The sequence below is a fragment of the Mesorhizobium sp. CNPSo 4684 genome, from assembly GCF_057784315.1.
On record NZ_JBWLUX010000047.1, the window covers coordinates 1 to 20,210 of the forward strand.

Genomic DNA, 20,210 nt, shown 5'->3' on the forward strand with positions numbered 1-20,210 from the left:
CTAGGACCAATCGACATTCAGGATTCAAAATCGCGTTGATGCATGATTCATAGGCTTCCAGATTCGATCTGGAGAGCGATGGATGGCACGGCGATATGAACTGAGCAGCGCGCAGTGGCAGCGTATCGAAGGGCTGTTGCCAGGAAAGGCGGGCGATCCTGGCCGCAGCGGGTTAGACAATCGCCTGTTCGTAAACGGCGTGCTGTGGGTTTTGCGCTCCGGAGCGCATTGGCACGACATGCCTGAGCGCTATGGCAAGTGGAAGACGCTGCACCAGCGGTTCCGGCGCTGGTCGAAGGCTGGTGTTTGGGAGCGTGTCTTTGCCGATCTGATCGTTGATCCCGACAACGATTATGTGATGCTCGACAGCACGTTGGTTCGCGCCCACCAGCAGGCAGCGACCGGAAAAGGGGGGACCAAAACCAGGCTTTGGGGCGTTCCCGAGGTGGATTGACTACCAAGATCCACATGGCTGTCGACGGTCGCGGCCGCCCGCTGCGCCTGATCCTGACGCCCGGTCAGCGTGGCGATGTCACCCAAGCGCCTGCTTTGCTTGAAGGGCTCAAGGCCAAACGCGTTCTTGCCGATAAGGCCTATGACAGTAATGCCCTGCGCGCGATCGTCATCGAAATGGGCGCGCAGGCCGTCATCCCCTGCAATCCGACCCGCAAGACCCTGATCCCTTACGACTTCGAGGCCTATAAGGCGCGCAACATGATCGAGCGCTGCTTCAACAAGCTCAAGCACTTCAGACGCATAGCCACCCGATACGATCGGCGCGCCCTATACTTCCTCAGCTTCGTCCAGATCGCTTGCGCAATGCTATGGATGCGGTGAATGTCGATTCAGCCTAGAGCCGGACATCAGTTTTGGACGCAGGCGCGGTCGGCCTGCCAAAAGAGCCAAGCGGTTCCGGCGGAGGCGCAGCTTCGCTTAATCGAACCGTTTCCGAACCACAAATCCCTCCTGGTGATACCCAGGGCGGCGCCAGCGGGATTTACATATGGCACGTACCGCTGAACCTGATACTCTAGGCTTCTCTGAAAATCCGGATTTCCTCATGGAGCGCCGGCTGACTGCGATCCTCGCCGCCGATGTGGTTGGCTACAGCCGCCTCATGGGGCTGGATGAGGCTGGTACACTGTCGGCTCTGAAGGCGCATCGGCGCGAGATGACCGACGCCAAGATCGCCGAGCACCAGGGCCGCATCGTCAAGCTCACCGGCGACGGCATGCTTGTCGAGTTTCCGAGCGTGGTGAACGCCGTTGCCTGTGCCACGGAGATCCAGCGCAAGATGCGCGAGCGCAACGTCGAAGTGGCGGAGGACCGTCGCATCGAGTTCCGCATCGGCATCCATCTCGGCGACATCATCTTCGAGGACAACGACATCTATGGCGACGGCGTCAACATCGCGGCGCGCATCGAAAGCATCGCCAAGCCGGGCGGCGTCGCAGTGTCCGGGTCGGTCCGCGACAATGTCGGCAACCGGCTCGATCTGACGTTCGAGGATACCGGCGAGCAGGCGCTCAAGAACATCGACCGGCCGGTCAGGGTCTACAACGTCAACCTCTTCCAGGCCGCTCCGCCGCCACGCGTGACGAGCGGCGCTGCGCAACCCAAGTCGGGGCCGGCGAAGGAAAAGCCGTCGATCGCCGTCCTTCCCTTCAACAACATGAGCGGCGACCCCGAGCAGGAATACTTTTCCGACGGCATCACCGAGGACATCATCACCGACCTGTCGAAGATCTCGGGGCTGCACGTCATCGCCCGCAACACGGTGTTCACGTACAAGGGCAAGCCTATCAGGGTACAGCAGGCAGCACAGGAACTCGGCGTCAGATTTGTTCTGGAGGGTAGCGTGCGCAAGGTTGGGTCGCGCGTGCGCGTCACCGGACAGCTCATCGACGGTGCGGATGGCGGGCACGTCTGGGCCGACCGCTACGATCGCGATCTGACCGATATTTTCGCGATCCAGGACGAGATCACTCACACCATCGTCGACCAGCTGAAGGTCAAGCTGCTGCCGGAAGAAAAAGAGGCGATCGAGCTGGCGCCGACTGAGAATGTCGAGGCCTATACTTACTATCTCAGGGGGCGGGAGTTTTTCCACCGCGGTTCGAAATCATATTACAGGCTGGGCAGGCGAATGTTCGCCATGGCGATCGAACTCGACCCGCTCTATGCGCGGGCCTATGCCGGTACCGCCGATTGCGACTCGTTCCTCTTTCTCGACTATAGCGAGGAGGTTTCGCTCGAGGGCATCCTCGCCAACGCTGCGAGGGCGCTCGAGATCGACAGCGGTCTGGCCGAAGCGCACGCCTCCCGCGGACTCGCCTTGGCGGTCGGCCAACGCTACAAGGAGGCCGAAACGGCGTTTGAACGGGCGATCGCAGGCAATCCCAATCTGTTCGAAGCGCATTACTTCTACGCCCGCTGCTGCTTCGCACAGGGTAAGCTGGAGACGGCCGCCACTCACTGGGAGCGCGCGGCCGAGATCGACCCCAATGACTATCAGTCATCGATGTTGCTCGTGCAGATCTATCGCTCGCTCGGGCGAAATGTCGACAGATTGGAGACGGCTCGCAGAGGCCTCGAGCGCGCGGAGCGGCAACTGGCGAGGAACCCTGAAAATGCCCGGCCCGCCTATCTCGGCGCCAACGCACTCTTAGAATTGGGAGAGTTCGATCGGGCAAAGGAGTGGGCGGCGCGCGCGCAGGCCATCGATCCCGACGACGTCCTGACCCAATACAACCTTGCTTGCTTTCATAGCATGCTTGGCGATCGCGATCGGGCGTTCGACTTGCTCGAAAGGGTGATGCCACGGGCCCACCATGAAATGAAGGCTTGGGTTCTGCACGACTCCGATTTCGACCTGCTTCACAACGATCCACGCTGGCAGAAGGTGCTCGATCTCACCACCTAATACGGTTGATCGGCGATGATCGAGCGCACCGAAGCGGCAAGCTTTCCAAGTGTTGCCAGACTAACAGGTCAAAAACGTGTGAGGGTACCGACCGTGACGGCCCCTTCGTCAGCGGCCGAAGCCGGGGCGCCGCCGCGGTGGTTGCCGACCTAGGGTTATCTTTGGGTCCCGACGCAGACCATCGCCTCAGTGCGCTTGAGGTCAGATCAAGCCACCAGTCGAACAGGAGGCGTCCGCACTAGCTTTGTGGCCCTAAAGCTGCCCGTCTGCTGACGGCCCAACCACGACGTTCGAGGCCTTGATGCTAGCCGATGGCGGGGCGGTCCCGTCACCCCCCAGCCAGCCGCGGCAGCAGAAAAATCTCCGCCCCCGCCGGCAGTTCCTTCGACCAGGTATCGCGATAGATCGTCCCGTCGATGGCCACCGCGATGCCCTTCTCGATCCAGGGCTCGATGCCGGGATACTGTTCAGCCAGTTTCCTGAACAGCTCCCTTATGTCCTTGGCCTCGACCTCGACCTTGCTCTTGCCTCCGGCGAGCTGGCCGAGGGCGCCCCAGAGGGTGACTTCGACCATTGCCGGACCCCTATTCTTGCTGGAGCATGATGTTATCCGAAAACCGCTTCACACTTTTCGGCATCATGCCCTGCCTTCGCGTTCCGCCTCGATCGCGGCGAGAACGCGGGGGGGCGACATCGGGATGTGGGTCATGCGCACGCCGGCGGCGTTCGACATCGCATTGGCGATCGCCGCCAGCGGCGGCACGATCGAGGTCTCGCCGACGCCGCGCACGCCATAGGGGTGGTTGGGGTTGGGGATCTCGAGGATCTGCGTGTCGATCATCGGCAGGTCCGAGCACACCGGGATGCGATAGTCGAGGAAGCCGGCGTTCTGGAGACGGCCGTCCTTGCCGTAAATATACTCCTCGTTGAGCGCCCAGCCGATGCCTTGTGCGGCGCCGCCCTGGTACTGGCCCTCGACATAGGTCGGGTGCACCGCCTTGCCGGCATCCTGGATCACCGTGTAGCGGATCACGCGCGCGGCGCCCGTCTCGGGGTCGACCTCGATATCGCATATATGGGTGGCGAAGGAGACGCCGGCGCCGTCGGCGACGAGCTCGCTGTGACCGGCGATCGGCCCGCCCGTCTTGCCGGACGCGGCGGCGATCTCCTTCAGCGACAATGCCGCGAGGTTGCCGTATTTCTCGCCCTTGGCGATGGCGTGGCCGTTTTCCCAGACCACGTCGTCGACCGGGATGTCCCACATCTGCGCGGCGCGGTCGCGCAGGATTTTTATCGCATTGCGGGCGGCCGAGATCGTCGCCATCGACGACGAGAAGGTGCCGCGGCTGCCGTCCGTCATGTCGTTGTAGCCGAGGGAAGACGTGTCGGCGACGACCGCCTTGACCTGTTCATAGGCAATGCCGAGCTCTTCCGCCGCCACCAGCGACAGCGACGCGCGCGAGCCGCCGACGTCGACGGTGCCGACGGCCAGCGAGACCGAGCCATCCATGCCGATGTTGAGGTCGGTGCAGGTCTGGCCGCCGAAGTTGAACCAGAAGCCGCAGGCCATGCCGCGGCCCTGGTTTTTGCCCAGCGGCGCCTTCATGTGCGGATGGGTCTTCGCCGCCTCCAGCGTCGGGCCGATGCCGATCGGGCCGTAGACCGGGCCGTAGGAGGATCTCGTGCCTTCCTGCGCGGCGTTCTTGATGCGGAACTCGACCGGATCCATGCCGAGCTCCTTGGCCAGCTCGTCGACGGCACTTTCCACGGCGAACGCCGCCATGGGTGCGGAGGGCGCGCGATAGGCCGCCGTCTTCGGCCGGTTGACCAGCACTTCGAAGCCCACGGTCTTGACGTTATCGAGCTTGTAGCAGGCGAACGCCGTCATGGCGCCGATCTCGGCCCAGGTGCCGGCATAGGGGCCGCTGGAATAGCGCAGCGTCGCCTCGGCCGCGGTGATGGTGCCGTCCTTGCGGGCGCCGATCTTCACGTCGATCGAGGTGGCGCTGGTCGGGCCAGAGGCGCGGAACACTTCGTCGCGTGTCATGACGAGCTTGACCGGCCGGCCGGCCTTGCGCGAAAGCGCGAGCGCCACCGGTTCTGCCCAGACATGGGTCTTGCCACCAAAGCCGCCGCCGATCTCCGACGAGGTGACGCGCAGCTTCGAGGCTTCCAGCCCGAGCAGTTGGGCGCAGTGCTGGCGGTAGACGAAATGTCCTTGCGTGCAGACCCAGAGGTCCGCGGTGCCGTCGGACGAGACGTTGGCCACGCAGGCATGCGGCTCGATATAGCCTTGATGTGTCTGCTCGGTCTTGAACGAGCGCTCAACGATGAAATCGGCATGTCCGAAACCCTGATGGACATCGCCATGGCCGAACTGGCTGCGCTTGGTGACGTTGGACGGTTTTTTCGGCTTTTCCTCGAGGCCCTCGGTGAAGATCGTGTCGTTGATCAAGGGGGCTGTGTGCTTCATCGCCTCGTCGACATCGGTGACATGCGGCAAAAGCTCGTAGTCGACCTCGATGAGCTTCAGCGCCTGCCGCGCCGTGCGGGCATCGACAGCCGCGACCGCGGCCACGGCATGGCCGTCATAGAGCGCCTTCGTGCGCGCCATGCAATTGTCGAGGACGTCATACATGGCGGCGTCGCCATCGGTGAGATCCGGCAGGTCGGCGGCGGTGATCACCGCTTTCACGCCGGCCAGCTTTTCCGCCTTCGAGGTGTCGATCTTCAGGATCTTTGCGTGGGCATGCGGGCTTCTGAGAACACGCCCGACCAGCTGCCCCGCCATGTTGAAGTCGGCGCCGTAGCGCGCACGTCCCGTCACCTTGTCGATGCCGTCAGGGCGGATGGGGCGGGTGCCGACGGATGCAAATTTGCGGCCCGAAAAGCGCGGATCGAAATTCATGGCTTACGCTCCCTTCATCACATTGGCCGCGTCCTGGACGGCGCGCACGATCTTGTCGTAGCCGGTGCAGCGGCAGAGATTGCCGGCGAGGCCGAAGCGGATTTCTTCCTCGGACGGATCGGGGTTTTTCGCCAGCAGGTCCTTCGCCGCGATCAGGAAGCCGGGCGTGCAGATGCCGCATTGCAGGGCCGCATGTTCGAGGAATTTCTGCTGCAATGTGTGCAGCTTCTCGCCATGCGCCATGCCCTCGACGGTCTCGACAATTCGGCCCTCGGCCTCGGCGCCGAGCACCAGACACGAGCAGACCAGCCGGTTGTCGAGGATGATCGAGCAGGCGCCGCAGTCGCCGGTGCCGCAGCCTTCCTTGGCGCCGGTCAGCCCGAGCCGGTCGCGCAGGACGTCGAGCAACGTCTCGTCGGGTTGGCAAAGGTACTCGACGTGATCGCCGTTGATTGTCGTTGAAACTGCTACACCGGCCATCATTTGCCTCCTGCACGTGCATAGGCGGTCGTCGCGGCACGTCTGGCCAGCACGCCCGCAACTTTTCGTCTGAACTCGATGGTGCCGCGCTTGTCGTCGATGGGCCGGCAGGCCCCCGCGCAGATCTTGGCGAGCCGCTCAAGCGCTGCTTCGTCGAGCTTCCGGCCGATGAGAGCCTCGGCTGCCTCTTCGACCAGAAGCACCGTCGGGGCCGCGGCGCCCAGCGCCACGCGGGCGGCTGTTATGACGCCATGCTCGTCGAGCGTCAGGTTCACGCCGGCGCTGACCACCGCAATGTCCATCTCGGTGCGCGGAATGAACCGGAGGTAGGCGTCGCCGGAACGCCGCGCTTGGCTGTCGAGCAGGATCGCCTCGATGATCTCGCCCTTGGCGAGCGACGTCTTGCCGGGCCCGATCGGCACGGCCTCCACGGCAATGGTGCGCTTGCCGGAAGGACCGGCAATCACTGCCTTTGCGCCGGCCGCCACCAAAGCCGGGACGCTGTCGGCGGCCGGCGAGGCGTTGCAGAGATTACCGGTTATCGTACAACGGCCCTGCACCTGCTTCGAGCCGATCAGCTTCGCCGCTTCGACGACGCCGGGCCAAGCCTTCTTCAGCGCTGCGTTCTCTCCCAGCACCGCGCAAGGAACAGCGGCGCCGATGCTAAAGCCGTTGGCCGTCTCCCTGATCTCGCTCAGGCCCTCGATTGCCTTGATGTCGACGATCAGGTCGGGCTCGACGAAGCCGCCCTTCATCCTCACCAGGAGGTCGCTGCCTCCGGCAAGAATGGCTGACGTGCCGGAAGCGCCGGCCAGCAGGCCAACGGCATCTTCGATTGAAAGCGGACGTATGTAACGCATCGTCTCCCCTTGGTGTCAGTGTCTCGCCGACCGTTATAACCAGTCTCCTCACAATGACCATCCGGTTGCTCATTTCCGCGATTGGGCCAGGTGCGAGTTGGGTTCCATGCCAAGCGTGGCTGACGCCCTACATTGTATGCCTACGCTGCATCTTTTGCACGAGGGGCGGTGATGCCGATGTCATCGAGCGCCTCTGCCACAGCCTGATCCAGCGGGGTGTGCGGGACTTCGCCGATGATGCCTTCCAGCCGGTCGGACACGAGCCGGTGCGGTTCGAAGCGCAGATAGGACATCGCGACGATCTCGCGCCACATCGCCACGAACGGGCTGCCGGCGCGCAGCACCCACCAGGGCATGAAGGTCAGTTTCAGCGGACGGCCCAGCGCCTTCTCGGCCGCCGCCTTGATGTCCATGTCGGTGACGGCATGACCGGGGAAGTTGAGCGCTTCGTAGAAACCGAGCTTGCCCTGATTGCGCGCCAGCCCGACGAAGGCCACCGCGAAGTCCGGTAGATAGGCCCATTCATGCACGAGGTTGGCCGGGCCGGGCGCGGTATAGACGCCCTTGTTCATCTTGGCGGCGACGACGAGGTCGAACCACGATCCGCTGCCGGTGCCGCCGAAGAAATCGCCGGCCCGCAAAATGATGGTGCGGACCCGGCCGGCGTCGGCCTCGCGGCCAAACAGCGCTTCCATGGCGCAGCGGATGCGGCCCTTCTCGGTGGTCGGGCGGAACGGCGTATCTTCTGTCACCACCTGAGGCATCGGTGAGCCGTAGTTGTAGACGGTGCCGGGGAAGAGATGCAGCGCGCCGTTGGCATGGCAGGCGGCCATGACGTTCTCCGCCATCGGCAGGCATTTGCCCCAGTCGGTGTAGATCGGATTGAGGCCGTTGAAGACGATGTCGACGCCCTCGGTCGCACGGATCAGCGACTGGCGGTCCATGGCGTCGCCCGCGACGGCCGTCGCGCCGTTCAGTTCGGCTGGCACCTTGCCGGCGCGGGTGACGGCGCGGACGTCGAAGCCAGCGTCGATGAAGGCCTTGCCAACCACGCGGCCGAGCCGGCCATTGGCGCCCAGAATTGCGATCTTGGTCATTTTTCGTCTCCGTGTTTGTGTTGGCGCGCCGAATATGATGCCTCCACATTCGAATGAAAATTGACTACGGATGCAGTTTTGATATTCACAAATGAATGACTGAAATCGACTGGAACCTGATCAAGAGCTTCGTCACCGTGGCGGAAACCGGCAGCCTGTCGGCCGCGGCGCGAAAGCTGTCGGCCAGCCAGCCGACGCTTGGGCGCCACATTGGCGAGCTCGAACAGGCGCTCGGCGTCACCCTGTTCCGGCGCGGGCGGCGCGGCTATGCGCTGACGGAGGCCGGCGCCACGCTGTTTGAGCGCGGCAAGGTGGTGAGCGAGCAGGCGAGCGCTTTTTCGCTATTGGCGCTGGGCTCGGTCGAGGCGATCGAAGGCACGGTGCGCATCGCCGCCAGCGAAGTGGTGGCCGCCTATGTGCTGCCGAAGATGACGGCGCGGCTTGGCATCGAGGAGCCCGGCATCGAGGTCGAGATCGTTGCCTCGAACCAGGTCGAGAACCTGCTGCGCCGGGATGCCGACATCGCCATCCGCATGGTCAAGCCGGCGCAGAACGAGCTGACGGCGCGCAAGGTCTGCGATATTGCGTTGTGCTGCTGCGCGGCCAAATCCTATCTCGACCGGCACGGCCGCCCGCTTGTGCCCGCCGCCCTTGTCGACCATCCGCTGATCGGCTTCGACCGCAGCGACGAAATGATCCGCGGCTTTACCCAGTTCGGCATCCCGGTCACCCGTGGCAATTTTCGTTTCAGGACCGACAATCAGATCGTCCTGTGGGAGGCACTGCGGGCGGGAAACGGCATTGGCCTCGGCCAGGAGCCGCTGGCCGACAGCGACCCATTGCTGGAAAAACTGCTGCCGGGCATGCCGTTGCCCAGCCTGCCGGTGTGGCTGGCCATGCATCGCGATGTGCGCACCAGCGTGCGCATCCGTCGCGTCGCCGATTTCCTCTACGAGGAGCTGAAGCGCTATTCGGCGGGAGCGGCCGCGAATTCGGCGCGGTGAGCGAGCCCGGCCATCAAGAGCACGACGATCAATAGCCCCGACATGGCGACAAAGATCGGCCCAAAGCTCAAATGCTCGGCGACGAAGCCGATCGCCGACGGCGCCACCAATATGCCGGAATAGCCCATTGTGGTGACCACGCTCATGCCGGTGCCCGACGAGATGCCTTCCTGGTTGCCGCCGGCCGAAAAGATGATCGGCACCATGTTGGCGATGCCGAAGCCGCAGAGGGCAAAGGCCGCGATGGCGACCCAGGGCGAAGGCGACAGGCCGGCGACCAGCATGCCGGCGGCGGCCACAACCGCCGAGCCGCGCAGCGTCGCCACCGCGCCGAAGCGGTTGCGCACGCCGTCGCCGAAAAAGCGCATGATCGCCATGACGCCTGAGAAGGCGGCGTAGGCAAGACCGGCAATGGCAAGGTCGGCGCCGAGTTCCTGCCGCAGATAAAGCGCCGCCCAGTCGAGCACCGCACCCTCGGAAATCATCGTCAGCAGCGCCATCAGCCCGACCAGATAGACCAGTGGATTGGACGGCAGCGCAAATTTATGATGCTCGGCGGCCTGCGGCTTGTCCTCGGCGATGAGGTAGCCGACCGCCAGGGCTATGACGGCAAAAGCGATGACCGTGACGACAGCCGCATGGGCGAGATGGCCATAGGTCTGGATGGCGTAGCCGCCCAGGCCGCCACCGGCGAAACCGCCAAGGCTCCAGAAGCCATGCGACGACGACATGATGGCGCGGGACAGCCTTCTTTCCACCACCACCCCATTGGCGTTCATGGCGACATCCATGCCGCCGATCGAGCCACCGAAGATGACCATGGCGATCGCCGCCAGCGGCACGTTGGGCGCCAGCGCCACGACCAGCAGGCCGAGGCTGCCGCACAGGCCGAACCAGCGCAGCACCGTGCGCGAGCCATGTTTCGAGATCAGATGGCCGCACCAGCTCATGGCCGCGACCGCGCCGACGCCGAACAACAGGATCAGCAGGCCGAGCGTGAATTTTGTGATGTCGAGCCGGGTCAGGAACACCGGAATCTGCGGCGCCCAACTGCCAGTCAGGAAGCCGTTGGCGAGGAAGATGCTTGCTACGGCCCATCGCCCGCGAATGGCGCCCTGCATGGTGTTTTGCGCGTCCATGGGTTCGAATCCGGTCAAAAATGGCTTTGCGCGGCAAATTAGATCGATTCAATTTGCAGTCAAGCGCCTAGCTGCGAAAGCGTGTGGGCCAAGTTGCAGGCGACGAAGCCGTCGGCAGCGTTCCTTCGCGCCCCCCTCTGTCCTGCCGACGTCGATTCCTGTAAACCGCGCCACTAGCTCAATGATCCCTCGGCCGCCTCGCCTCGAACTCGGCCTTCTTGGCGTCCGAAGCCTCGGTCTGGTTGAGCGCCTGCCAGTCGGCATAGGGCATGCCGTAGACGATTTCGCGCGACTGATCCTTGGACAATGCAAGGCCTTCAGCCTCGGCAGCTTCGCGGTACCAATTCGACAGGCAGTTGCGGCAGAAGCCGGCGAGGTTCATCAGGTCGATGTTCTGGACGTCGCTGCGCTCGCGCAGATGCTCGATCAGCCGGCGGAAGGCGGCGGCTTCGAAATCGCGTTTCTGTTCGTCGCTGAGCTCGGTCATGTCTTGATCCTCACAGCGGCCCGGTGCGCGAGCCGAACATCTTCACGTCATGTATATCGGGACGACGATCGATGGCGTCAACGATCGGCGCCAGCCGTTCAGCCCATGCGATCGCACCCTTCTGATTAGCGATCAGGTCCTGACGGATCTCGATCAGCGCATGGGGAAAGCCGTTGACGATGGCGTGCTTGAACATGGTGTCGCCGCGCAGCGCGCCATCATAGGGTTCGTTGTCGCCGACGACGAGGTTTCTGTCCTGCGCCAGCATGTCGATCAGCGGCCGCGCTACGCGGTCGTCGAGGTCCCAAAGGATGCCGACATGCCAGGGCCGCGCAATACCTTGCATGGCCGGGGTGAAGGAATGCACCGAGAAGATGAAAGGCGCTTTGCCTGAAGCCTGCGCCACCGAGGCGATCATGGCGCCGACCGCGTCGTGATAGGGCCGGTAGAAGCCGTCGAGCCGCCTTTCGCGTTCTTCCGGTGCCATCGGGTAGTTTCCCGGCACCACGGTGCCGTCATAGAGCTGACGGATCAGCGTCGGGTCGTCCTCGCCGCGATTGGGGTCGATCAGCAGGCGCGAAAAATTGGCGATCACCGCCGGCACGTCGAGTGCTGCCGCCAGTTCGCGCGTCACCGTCTCGACGCCGATGTCGTAGGCGATATGACGCTCGAGTTGTGCCGCCGGCAGGCCGAGGCTGCCATACTCCTCCGGCAGGTCGCGGCGGGCATGGTCGGCGACAAGCACCATGCCTCGCTTGCGGTCGCCTTCGACAAGATCGAAAGGCGCGAAAACTGTGGATCGGGTCATTGGCTGAAAAGGTCTGTTCGCTGGCTTCCGGGGAGGGTGGTATCGTCATTCCACGAAGAGGACGCTGGCGCAATGCCGTTGTTTGGCCACGGTTTCTGCGAAAATCCGGTCACGCGCGGCAAATTGCGTGTCGGGGGCCTTTCTAAATCGATTGGAGTTGGACAGAACGGCGCGTTGACATGCGCCCGGACTTTTCCGAAAAGGGGCGTTGAGAGATGCAGATGACGTTGTTGAGGGGTTTCGGGATGGGTTCCGCCGGCAGGCCGCGTGCGCGCAGCGCCTTTGCTGTGCCGCTCCTGGCCTTGACGGTGGGACTTGCCGCGCTGGTCGCGGCCTCGCCCGCCCGCGCCGATTTCCGCGTCTGCAACGCCACGCAGAACCTGGTCGGCGTCGGCATCGGCTACCGCGCCAAGGCCGGCTGGATCACCGAGGGCTGGTGGCACATCGAAGGATCGAGCTGCAAGACGCTGATCGAAGGGCCGCTGTCATCAAGGTTTTACTATCTTTATGCAGAAGACGCCGAGCGTGGCGGGCGTTGGGATGGCCCGATCAACATGTGCGTGGCCGAAAAAGAGTTCAAGATCGCCGGCGTTACCGATTGCGTCGCCCGGGGCTTCCAGCGCGCCGGATTCCAGGAATATGACACGGGCGAGCAGGCAAGCTGGATGGTCCAGCTGACCGATGAGTCCACAACGGGAGGCGCACCAGCCGCCCCGGGAACAAACAGTCAATGAGACGTAGCCGCAAGGTCAAGATCCTCGCCACTATCGGTCCGGCCTCCTCGTCCGAGGAGATGCTGCAGAAGCTGTTCGAAGCCGGCGCCGATGTCTTCCGCATCAATATGAGCCACACCGACCATGAGCTGATGCGCACGCTGGTCGGCCGCATACGCGCCGTCGAGGAAAAGGTCGGCCGTCCGATCGGCATCCTGGCCGATTTGCAGGGGCCGAAGCTGCGCGTCGGCAAGTTCGCCAACGGCAAGGAGGTGCTGACGGCTGGCCAGACCTTCACGCTCGACAACAATCCCGAGCCCGGCAATTCGACCAGGGTCTACCTGCCGCATCCCGAAATCCTGAGCTCGGTCGAGGCCGGCCACCGTCTGTTGATCGACGACGGCAAGCTGGAGCTGAAGGCTCTGAAGAGCGACGGCAAGTCGATCACCTGCACGGTGGTCGCCGGCACGACGATTTCCGACAAGAAGGGCGTCAGCCTGCCCGACACCGACCTGCCGGTCGGTGCGCTGACCGAGAAGGACCGCAAGGACCTCGATGCGGTGCTGGCGGCAAGCGTCGACTGGGTGGCGCTGTCCTTCGTCCAGCGGCCGGAAGATCTTGCCGAAGCCCGCAAGATCGCGCGCGGCCGGGCGCTGATCATGGCCAAGATCGAAAAGCCGCAGGCCGTCGCCCGGCTGGCCGAAATCATCGAATTGTCCGACGCGCTGATGGTCGCGCGCGGCGATCTCGGCGTGGAAATGCCGCTGGAAGCCGTGCCCGGCATCCAGAAGCAGATCACGCGCGCCGCGCGCCGCGCCGGCAAACCGGTTGTGGTCGCCACGCAGATGCTGGAATCGATGATCACCGCCCCGGTGCCGACCCGTGCCGAAGTATCCGACGTATCGATTGCCGTGTTCGAGGGCGCCGACGCCATCATGCTTTCGGCCGAGTCGGCGGCCGGCGCCTATCCGGTCGAGGCGGTGGCGATGATGAACCGCATCGCCACCAAGGTCGAAACCGACCCGACCTATGCCGGCATCATCAACGCGCAGCGCTCGGAGCCGGAAGCGACCGGCGCCGACGCCATTTCGCTCGCCGCGCGCGAGATCGCCGAGACGCTGAAACTGTCGGCGATCATCACCTATACGGCGTCGGGCACCACCGGCCTTCGCGCCGCACGCGAGCGGCCGCAAGTGCCGATCATCGCGCTGTCGCCGATCCTCAACACGGCGCGGCGGCTGTCGCTGCTGTGGGGCACGCATTGCGTCGTCTCGCCCGATGCCATTGATCTCGACGACATGGTCGACCGCGCCTGCCGCATCGCTTTCGAAGAGGGGTTCGGCCAGCCGGGCGACCGCGTCATCATCACGGCCGGCGTGCCGCTGAGGACGCCGGGCTCGACCAACATGTTGCGCATCGCCTATGTCGGATCGGACGCGCAAGTCAGCCGCAACATAGGCTGAGAGAGGCTTCAACGCGTCACAGTTCGCAGCGCTCTTGCCGCGGCTTCGGCGTGATCGATGCGCCGAAGGAAGCGGCGAGCCCGGGGGACGGGGTCGTGCAGGTACTGGTCCGGACCCAGTATCTTTCGCCGGTTGAGTTCGACCGTGTCGAGCAGATCGAAATCGACCCTGGTAACTGCGCAGTGCCATCCGGGGCTGTGCGATGCCCAGCCTCTTCTGTGGTGTTCCAGCAGCCGCTCACGGGCTGAATAGCCATGGTAGTCGAACGCGATCACGCCGTTGGTCACGTAGATGTGGTTTCCGGAAAAGCCCTCGCCTGGAAGGATACGTTCGCCGTAAAATCCTTCCAGAGGAGGATGCTCGAGAAAGGCGCCTGCGAGAATGGCGCAGCCGCCATGGCCGAAGAAGATGCGGTCCGGCAATGCCCATCGCTTCTCCGGGTTTTTCTTGATGCCGTGCTTCAGGACATACATGAGGCGATCAGGTCGGGGCGAGTTCTGCGTCGGGCACCGTGATATCGGGGCATTGCCCCTCATTGTAGGCATCGCCGGCGATCCGCGCCTCCACGGTTTTCGCCAGCGCCTGCAGGTCGACGTCCTTGCCGGCGACCTTTTCGACGGCGCCGACGACGAGGTCTGGCGCGATCCAGTCCGGCTTGTGGCCGAGATTGTGGACCCAGATCAGCTCGGCGCCGGGGATGTCCCTGACCAGGCCGACCGAATGGATCGAGGCATAGACCACCTTGTCGCGGTCACCCGAGATGACGACCGTCGGCGCCTTGATGTCGCGGTAATGTGGCGCGGCCCTAAGCGCATAGTCGTAGAGGCCGGCGACATCGATGGCATTGGCGCGAAAAGCGCCGGGACGCAGCACCAGCGGGATCGAGGCGTTGCCGACATAGAAGTCCGGCACCTTGTTGGGCGAAAACACGCAAGCCGTGGCGCCGTTCATCTGCAGCGTGCCGGTCGGATAGGTCAAAGTCTCCGAGAACAGCCAGCCAATGATGGGGGTGGCGGTCAGCTTGTAGTACCAGGCGGTCGCGCCGCCCGGCCAAGGGTGGCTGACCGGCGACAGGAAGACGAGGCCGAGCGTCTTGTCAGGATGTCCGCGGCCAAAGGCGGCGGTGACCACGCCGCCGAAGGAATGGCCGACGATGATGGCCTTGTGGATGCCGATGCGGTCCATCAGCTTGGCGATGGTGTTGGCTTGCGCCGACGGGCTCTCATTGTTGCCGGGGCCGCGTTCCGACCAGCCGAAGCCCGGCCGGTCGAGGAACACCATTTCGGCGCGGCCCTCGAGCAAAGGCCTGATCGGCAGCATTTGATCCCTAAGGTTGGCGCTGGCGCCATGGATGAAGACGATCGCCGGCAGCTCGGCATTTCGTGGCGCCGGCACGTGGACATAGTGGATGCGGGCGTCGTCAATGTCGGCAAATTCGTCGGCAGGCGGATTGCGCCACTCGATCAGCCATGCGCCGGCGCGGGTGACACCGGCAAGGGCAAAGACGAGCGCGAGGAGAAAGGCACAGGCGGCGTAGATGAGGTTCATGAGGAGAGGTACGGGGTGGAGGGGGATAAGTTTTGGGCAGTAGGCAGTAGGCAGTAGGCAGTAGGCAGTAGGTGGGTTCAACCGCTTACCCTACTGCCTACGCCCTATTCCCTACTGCCTAGATTAAATGCCTTCGCCGGCAAGCTCTTCCGAAAGGGTTGCGACCTGGTCCTGGGCGCTGCGCATCATCGGGTAGATGGCCAGCACCTTCTGCCAGGCTTCGAGCGCCGATTGCTTGTGGCCGGTGGCGGCCATGATCTGCGCCAGGCCAGAAAGCGCGCCGAAATGGCGTGGTTCCAGCTGCAGCGTCTGGTCGATATCGGACATCGATTTCCCGAAATTTCTCATCATGTAGTGCACGGTGGCGCGCCGGTTCCAGCCCTCGGCATATTTGGGCTGCAGGGTGACGACCTGGTCGAGGAAGTCGAGGGCGACGTCGAACTTCTGGTCATCCATCGCCTTTTGCGACCATTGCATCATCAGGTCGATCGAGGCGCTGCCTGACTGGAACCATTCGCCCCATATGCGCCCGGCGATGCGCTCGGCAGCCTTTTCGTTGCGCTCGCGCTTCAGGTCGGCAAACAGCTGGTCGAGCCGGGCTTCCTTGGTCACGGCAACCGGCGGCGTCGTGGCGGCCGGTGGATCATCCGCTCGCGCCGCTGTGGCGCTGAACAGGAAAAAGGCCGAGAAAAATGCAAAAAGAATCCGCATCGTCCGAATCTAACCCCGGACGGCGGATCGTCAAACTGAAATTAGCGTGAAAGTGCCGGATCTCCGGCAAATAACATCACAGGGACGGAGGCAACAGCCTCCGGCCGAAAACTCAGCCCTGGCGCGCCTTGTAGCGCGGAGCGGTCTTGTTGATGATGTAGATGCGGCCCTTGCGGCGAACCAGCTGGTTGTCGCGGTGACGCGCCTTCAACGCCTTGAGCGAATTCTTGATCTTCATTGTCTTGCCCGTGGTCTGGGCCCAGTTCGGGCCGAATTATTAAGGCGCGCCAGAAGACGCGCCTTTGAACTTGCGTGGCTCATAAACGAGGAGCCTTGCCCGTGTCAACCGCAAGCATGCCGCATAGAGGCTGAGAACGGCTTTGGCATCAAATATCCGCCATCTCGGCTCGACGCCATTGCGCCGCCGAAGGCGGGCTGGAATGGTGCGGCGCCCTGCCAGCTGATTTGGAGAGGTCCATGCGCCTGTTGTTTGTGTCCGCCTGCCTTGCCGTTCTGGCAGCGGCCTCCACCGCACAGGCGCAGGAATGCGACCGCAACGACGACAGCCAGCAGATGATGAATATCTGTGCCGGCGAGGACTATCAGGCGGCTGACGCCAAGCTCAACCAGGCCTACAAGGATCTGATCGGCCGCAACGACGACAAGAGCAGGAAGCTGCTGCAGGTCGCGCAGCGCGCCTGGATCGCCTTCCGCGATGCCGAATGCGCCTATGCCACGACAGACAGCGAAGGCGGCTCCATCCATCCGATGGAGGTTTCGCAATGCCTGACCGAACTGACGGAGCAGCGCACCAAGCAGCTGACGTCCGGCGCCAATTGCCAGGAAGGCGACGCGGGTTGCGCCAGCCCCGACGAAGACGGAGATCTGAACAACGAGCTGCAATAGGGTCCACGCCCCTCAGGCAAAGCGCGCGCTTTCCTGGAATTGCTCAGCTACGCCGGCTGATGCGCGTGAAATGGCCCATCTTGCGGCCTGGGCGGGCTTCCACCTTGCCGTAGAGATGCAGCATCAGATCGGGCTCGGCGAGCAGAGCGGGTACGCGCAGGACGTCGTCGCCGATCAAATTCTCCATGACGCAGTTGGAATGCCGGCCGGGGTTGCCCAGCGGCAGGCCGGCAATGGCTCGGATATGCTGCTCAAACTGTGAAACGATGCAGGCGGCTTCCGTCCAGTGGCCGGAATTGTGCACCCGCGGCGCCATTTCGTTGGCCAGCAGGGAGCCATCAGCAAGAACGAAGAACTCGACGCCGATGACGCCGACATAGTCGAGGGCCGACAGGATCTTTGCCGCCGCCGCTTGCGCCGCCGCCGCCGTTTCCAGCCTGATTTGGGCCGGCAGGGCCGAGGTATGCAGGATGCCGTCGCCGTGGACGTTTTCGGCCGGATCGTAGGCGGCGACCGCGCCGTCCAGCCCGCGCGCGGCGATCACTGAAATCTCTCGCTCGAAAGCGATGAAGGATTCCAGGATCAGCGGCACATTGCCCATGGCCTCGCAGGTGCCGGCAAAGCCGCCCGTCTCCATGTTGCGGAAGACGCGCTGGCCCTTGCCGTCATAGCCCATGCGGCGGGTCTTCAAGATGCCGCTGCCCGAGAACTCTCTCAGCGCCGCCGTAAGCTCGTCGTCATTGTCGACGGCGCGGAAATCCGCGGTTTTTATGCCGATGCCGTTGAGGAACTGCTTCTCAGCCACCCGGTCCTGCGCCACTTCCAGCGCACGCGGCGGCGGATAGACCGGCACCTTGGCGGCAAGCGCGCTGGCGGCCGCCACCGGTACGTTCTCGAATTCATATGTGACGACGTCGCTGGCTGCTGCCAGTTCGGCAAGAGCGTCCGCATCGTCATAGGCGGCGGTGATCTGGCGGTTAGCGACCTGAGCCGCCGGGCAATCGGCCTGCGGTTCGAGGATAATTGTGCGGTAGCCGAGGCGCGCCGCGGCAACAGCCAGCATACGGCCGAGTTGGCCGCCGCCGATGATCCCGATGGTCGATCCCGCGGGCAGGCTCACGGCGCGTCCGTCGGTTCGGCGGCGACCTTGGCGGTCTGGGCGGCGCGCCAGGCGTCGAGACGGGCGGCAAGCTTGTCGTCGTTGAGCGCCAGCACGGCGGCTGCCAGAAGGGCGGCGTTGGCCGCACCGGCCTTGCCGATGGCCAGCGTGCCGACCGGAATGCCGGCCGGCATCTGGACGATGGAGAGCAGCGAATCCTGGCCGGACAGCGCCTTGGATTCGACCGGCACGCCGAACACCGGCAGCGGCGTCATCGCCGCCGTCATGCCGGGCAGGTGCGCGGCACCGCCGGCGCCGGCAATGATCACCTTGTAGCCTGCCGCCTTGGCGCCCTTGGCGAAATCGTAGAGCCGGTCGGGGGTACGGTGGGCGGAGACGATCAGCCGCTTGTGAGGGATGCCCAGCGCTTCCAGTGTTTCGGCGGCGTGGCGCATCGTCGCCCAGTCGGACTGGCTGCCCATGATGATGGCGACGTCGGCGCGGTGGTCGGTCAAGCGCATGCTCCCGGCGGCAAAGGCGCGCCTTAGCGGAATTCGCGCAAAGCCGCAAGGATAGGCGGCAGCCGCCGAGCTCGGCAGCCACAAGTCACTCTATACCGCTGCCTTGCGGAAGCGGGCGACGAAATCGTCGAGCTCGGGGCGCTCCATGTCGGAGATCGCCCAGTAGGAGAAGGCGCCGTCGCTCCAGTGCACCATGGAGAAGCCGCCCGAGGAAACGTCCTTCGGTTCGGTGACGCGACCGCCTTGCTGCGGCTCGGCCACCAGCGTGATCAGGTGCTCGCGGTGGCGGTAGACCAGCGCCGGCACGGGACGGCCCGAGACCACCTCGACCCGGCCGCCGATCAGCGCGAAGCCATCCGTGGCAAGATCGGGCGCCGGCGGCGACACGCCGATGCGGGCATCGAGCCATGGTTTCACCGTGTGGCGGTCGGACGAGACGATGTCGATCGGGCTGGCGGCGAGCAGGCTGCGGCGATGGTCGCCGGCGATCTCTGCTGCGACGCTGTCCGATGCGGCATTGAACATCACCCATTGCGTGGCGCCGCTGGCCAGCACTGCGGTCATGACGATCGACGCCGCCATGGCGCGCCAGTCGAAGGCGCCGAAGCGGCGCACCCTTGGCGATGGCCTTGCCTGGGACGGCCGCGTATCGGTCGCTCGCCGTTGCTGGGCTGCACCGGCGATCAATCCCGGCAGCGCCGACGGTGCCTCGTCCTGCGGCCGTTGTGCCGATGCCGTACCGATCGCCGCGATGCGGGCGCGAAAGGCATCGCTGACATCGGGGCGCGGCAAGCGGCCGACCGCGCCTTGCAAGGCAAGGATGCGGGCATGCTCGGCGGCAAGCGCCGGATCGGCGGCGATGCGGCGTTCCACGGCAAGTGCGGCGGCCGCATCGAGTTCGCCATCAACCAGAGCGTGGATCATCAGCCTGATGCCTTCGGGATCGTTGGGCAGTCCGTCATCATGGGCGGTCATGGCGCTCTCCCCAGTTCCGACGCAAGCAGGCCGCGAGCCCGCGCCAGCCTTGACATCACCGTGCCGATCGGCACGCTGAGCATCGTCCCTATATCGCGGTAGCTGAGGCCGTTAAAGTCGCGCAGCACCAGCGTCTCGCGGAACGGCTGCGGCAGCGCGGCGATCGCGGCTTCCAGCGCCGCCGTATTGGCCTTGGCGATCAGGCTCGCCTCTGGACCTTCCTCGTCCGGCATACTCGTGCCGTGTGCAGCCGCCATCTCGTCGAGATCGCCGAGGTCGCCGACAGCCATCATGCCGCGCGGCCGATTGCGTGACATCCAGGTGTAGGCGGTGTTGCGCACGATGGTCAGCAGCCAGGCGCGCGGGTTGCCGCCGGCATAGCCTGACATGCCGGCATGCGCCTTGATGCAGGCGTCCTGCACGACATCTTCGGCGTCGGCGGCATTGCCGGTCAGCCAGCGGGCAAGCGCAAGCGCGTCGCCGAGATGCGGCAAAACCACCTCGTTGAAGCGTTCAGCCAAGGCCCTCTCGCTCAAGGCAGCACCATGATCGGACACTCTAGGACGAA

At 64.3% G+C, this 20,210-nt stretch carries 21 protein-coding genes and 1 pseudogene; 6 read left to right on the forward strand and 16 right to left on the reverse strand.

Features of this window, described 5'->3' with window-relative positions; translation table 11 throughout:
* Positions 1 to 82 precede the first annotated feature (82 nt).
* Together AC04SG_RS29845 and AC04SG_RS29850 are read left to right on the forward strand one after the other, a co-directional pair.
* Positions 83 to 837 (forward strand): annotated as a pseudogene (locus AC04SG_RS29845) (IS5 family transposase).
* A 166-nt stretch (positions 838 to 1,003) separates the two neighbouring features.
* Positions 1,004 to 2,923, forward strand: a complete 1,920-nt coding sequence (locus tag AC04SG_RS29850) for a TPR end-of-group domain-containing protein (protein WP_488553962.1) — start codon at positions 1,004 to 1,006, stop codon at positions 2,921 to 2,923.
* Positions 2,924 to 3,251: 328 nt separating this feature from the next.
* On the opposite strand, the gene AC04SG_RS29855 is transcribed toward AC04SG_RS29850, so the two are convergent.
* From AC04SG_RS29855 to AC04SG_RS29875, 5 genes are all read right to left on the reverse strand, one after another.
* On the reverse strand, positions 3,252 to 3,497 hold the full coding sequence (locus AC04SG_RS29855) for a MoaD/ThiS family protein (protein WP_488553963.1): 246 nt from the start codon (positions 3,495 to 3,497) through the stop codon (positions 3,252 to 3,254).
* Between the two features lie 63 nt (positions 3,498 to 3,560).
* Positions 3,561 to 5,831, reverse strand: coding sequence for a xanthine dehydrogenase family protein molybdopterin-binding subunit (locus AC04SG_RS29860; RefSeq protein ID WP_488553964.1), 2,271 nt, complete (start codon positions 5,829 to 5,831; stop codon positions 3,561 to 3,563).
* A gap of 3 nt (positions 5,832 to 5,834) precedes the next feature.
* Entirely contained in the window at positions 5,835 to 6,311 is a 477-nt protein-coding gene (locus AC04SG_RS29865; protein WP_203279534.1) for a (2Fe-2S)-binding protein, read from the reverse strand.
* Complete coding sequence (locus AC04SG_RS29870) at positions 6,311 to 7,171, reverse strand: FAD binding domain-containing protein (RefSeq protein WP_488553965.1); 861 nt, start codon at positions 7,169 to 7,171, stop codon at positions 6,311 to 6,313. Before AC04SG_RS29870 ends, AC04SG_RS29865 begins: the two co-directional genes overlap by 1 nt.
* Before the next feature lie 140 nt (positions 7,172 to 7,311).
* Entirely contained in the window at positions 7,312 to 8,268 is a 957-nt protein-coding gene (locus tag AC04SG_RS29875; protein WP_488553966.1) for an SDR family oxidoreductase, read from the reverse strand.
* 95 nt (positions 8,269 to 8,363) lie between these two features.
* Between AC04SG_RS29875 and AC04SG_RS29880 the strand changes: the two genes are divergently transcribed.
* Positions 8,364 to 9,272, forward strand: coding sequence for a LysR family transcriptional regulator (locus AC04SG_RS29880; RefSeq protein ID WP_488553967.1), 909 nt, complete (start codon positions 8,364 to 8,366; stop codon positions 9,270 to 9,272).
* Here the strand turns inward: AC04SG_RS29880 and AC04SG_RS29885 are convergent.
* The 3 genes from AC04SG_RS29885 to AC04SG_RS29895 form a co-directional block, all read right to left on the reverse strand.
* Positions 9,236 to 10,411 carry an MFS transporter gene (locus tag AC04SG_RS29885; protein WP_488553968.1) on the reverse strand — a complete coding sequence of 392 codons (1,176 nt, stop codon included), beginning with the start codon at positions 10,409 to 10,411 and terminating at the stop codon, positions 9,236 to 9,238. The genes AC04SG_RS29880 and AC04SG_RS29885 overlap by 37 nt on opposite strands.
* 178 nt (positions 10,412 to 10,589) lie before the next feature.
* Entirely contained in the window at positions 10,590 to 10,898 is a 309-nt protein-coding gene (locus AC04SG_RS29890) for a DUF1244 domain-containing protein (protein WP_488553969.1), read from the reverse strand.
* A 10-nt stretch (positions 10,899 to 10,908) separates the two neighbouring features.
* Positions 10,909 to 11,706 carry an N-formylglutamate amidohydrolase gene (locus AC04SG_RS29895; protein WP_488553970.1) on the reverse strand — a complete coding sequence of 266 codons (798 nt, stop codon included), beginning with the start codon at positions 11,704 to 11,706 and terminating at the stop codon, positions 10,909 to 10,911.
* 245 nt (positions 11,707 to 11,951) lie between these two features.
* Here AC04SG_RS29895 and AC04SG_RS29900 point away from each other — a divergent pair, with 245 nt between their 5' ends.
* Positions 11,952 to 12,440: a DUF1036 domain-containing protein gene (locus AC04SG_RS29900; protein WP_488554015.1), complete on the forward strand. Its 489-nt coding sequence runs from the start codon at positions 11,952 to 11,954 to the stop codon at positions 12,438 to 12,440.
* Positions 12,437 to 13,882: a pyruvate kinase gene (pyk, locus tag AC04SG_RS29905; protein ID WP_192259263.1), complete on the forward strand. Its 1,446-nt coding sequence runs from the start codon at positions 12,437 to 12,439 to the stop codon at positions 13,880 to 13,882. The genes AC04SG_RS29900 and pyk overlap by 4 nt, the downstream gene beginning before the upstream one ends.
* An 8-nt stretch (positions 13,883 to 13,890) precedes the next feature.
* Here the strand turns inward: pyk and AC04SG_RS29910 are convergent, their stop codons facing one another.
* The 4 genes from AC04SG_RS29910 to ykgO form a co-directional block, all read right to left on the reverse strand.
* Positions 13,891 to 14,355 (reverse strand): hypothetical protein, encoded by a 465-nt coding sequence (locus AC04SG_RS29910; protein WP_488553971.1) that lies wholly within the window; start codon positions 14,353 to 14,355, stop codon positions 13,891 to 13,893.
* Between the two features lie 7 nt (positions 14,356 to 14,362).
* On the reverse strand, positions 14,363 to 15,430 hold the full coding sequence (locus tag AC04SG_RS29915; RefSeq protein ID WP_488553972.1) for an alpha/beta fold hydrolase: 1,068 nt from the start codon (positions 15,428 to 15,430) through the stop codon (positions 14,363 to 14,365).
* Between the two features lie 123 nt (positions 15,431 to 15,553).
* On the reverse strand, positions 15,554 to 16,141 hold the full coding sequence (locus tag AC04SG_RS29920; protein WP_477346181.1) for a tetratricopeptide repeat protein: 588 nt from the start codon (positions 16,139 to 16,141) through the stop codon (positions 15,554 to 15,556).
* A 112-nt stretch (positions 16,142 to 16,253) separates the two neighbouring features.
* Positions 16,254 to 16,379 carry a type B 50S ribosomal protein L36 gene (gene ykgO, locus AC04SG_RS29925; RefSeq protein WP_006203764.1) on the reverse strand — a complete coding sequence of 42 codons (126 nt, stop codon included), beginning with the start codon at positions 16,377 to 16,379 and terminating at the stop codon, positions 16,254 to 16,256.
* A 239-nt stretch (positions 16,380 to 16,618) separates the two neighbouring features.
* On the opposite strand from ykgO, the gene AC04SG_RS29930 reads away from it, so the two are divergent.
* Complete coding sequence (locus tag AC04SG_RS29930; protein WP_488553973.1) at positions 16,619 to 17,047, forward strand: lysozyme inhibitor LprI family protein; 429 nt, start codon at positions 16,619 to 16,621, stop codon at positions 17,045 to 17,047.
* A 43-nt stretch (positions 17,048 to 17,090) separates the two neighbouring features.
* On the opposite strand, the gene AC04SG_RS29935 is transcribed toward AC04SG_RS29930, so the two are convergent.
* From AC04SG_RS29935 to AC04SG_RS29950, 4 genes are all read right to left on the reverse strand, one after another.
* Entirely contained in the window at positions 17,091 to 18,167 is a 1,077-nt protein-coding gene (locus AC04SG_RS29935) for a 5-(carboxyamino)imidazole ribonucleotide synthase (protein ID WP_488553974.1), read from the reverse strand.
* The gene (purE, locus tag AC04SG_RS29940) at positions 18,164 to 18,661 is read right to left on the reverse strand and encodes a 5-(carboxyamino)imidazole ribonucleotide mutase (protein WP_112559807.1); all 498 of its coding nucleotides are present in this window, start codon (positions 18,659 to 18,661) and stop codon (positions 18,164 to 18,166) included. Before purE ends, AC04SG_RS29935 begins: the two co-directional genes overlap by 4 nt.
* Before the next feature lie 96 nt (positions 18,662 to 18,757).
* Positions 18,758 to 19,642, reverse strand: a complete 885-nt coding sequence (locus AC04SG_RS29945) for an anti-sigma factor family protein (RefSeq protein WP_488553975.1) — start codon at positions 19,640 to 19,642, stop codon at positions 18,758 to 18,760.
* A complete protein-coding gene (locus tag AC04SG_RS29950) occupies positions 19,639 to 20,178 on the reverse strand; it encodes a sigma-70 family RNA polymerase sigma factor (RefSeq protein WP_488553976.1) in 540 nt (179 codons plus the stop codon). The genes AC04SG_RS29945 and AC04SG_RS29950 overlap by 4 nt, the downstream gene beginning before the upstream one ends.
* Positions 20,179 to 20,210: the final 32 nt, after the last annotated feature.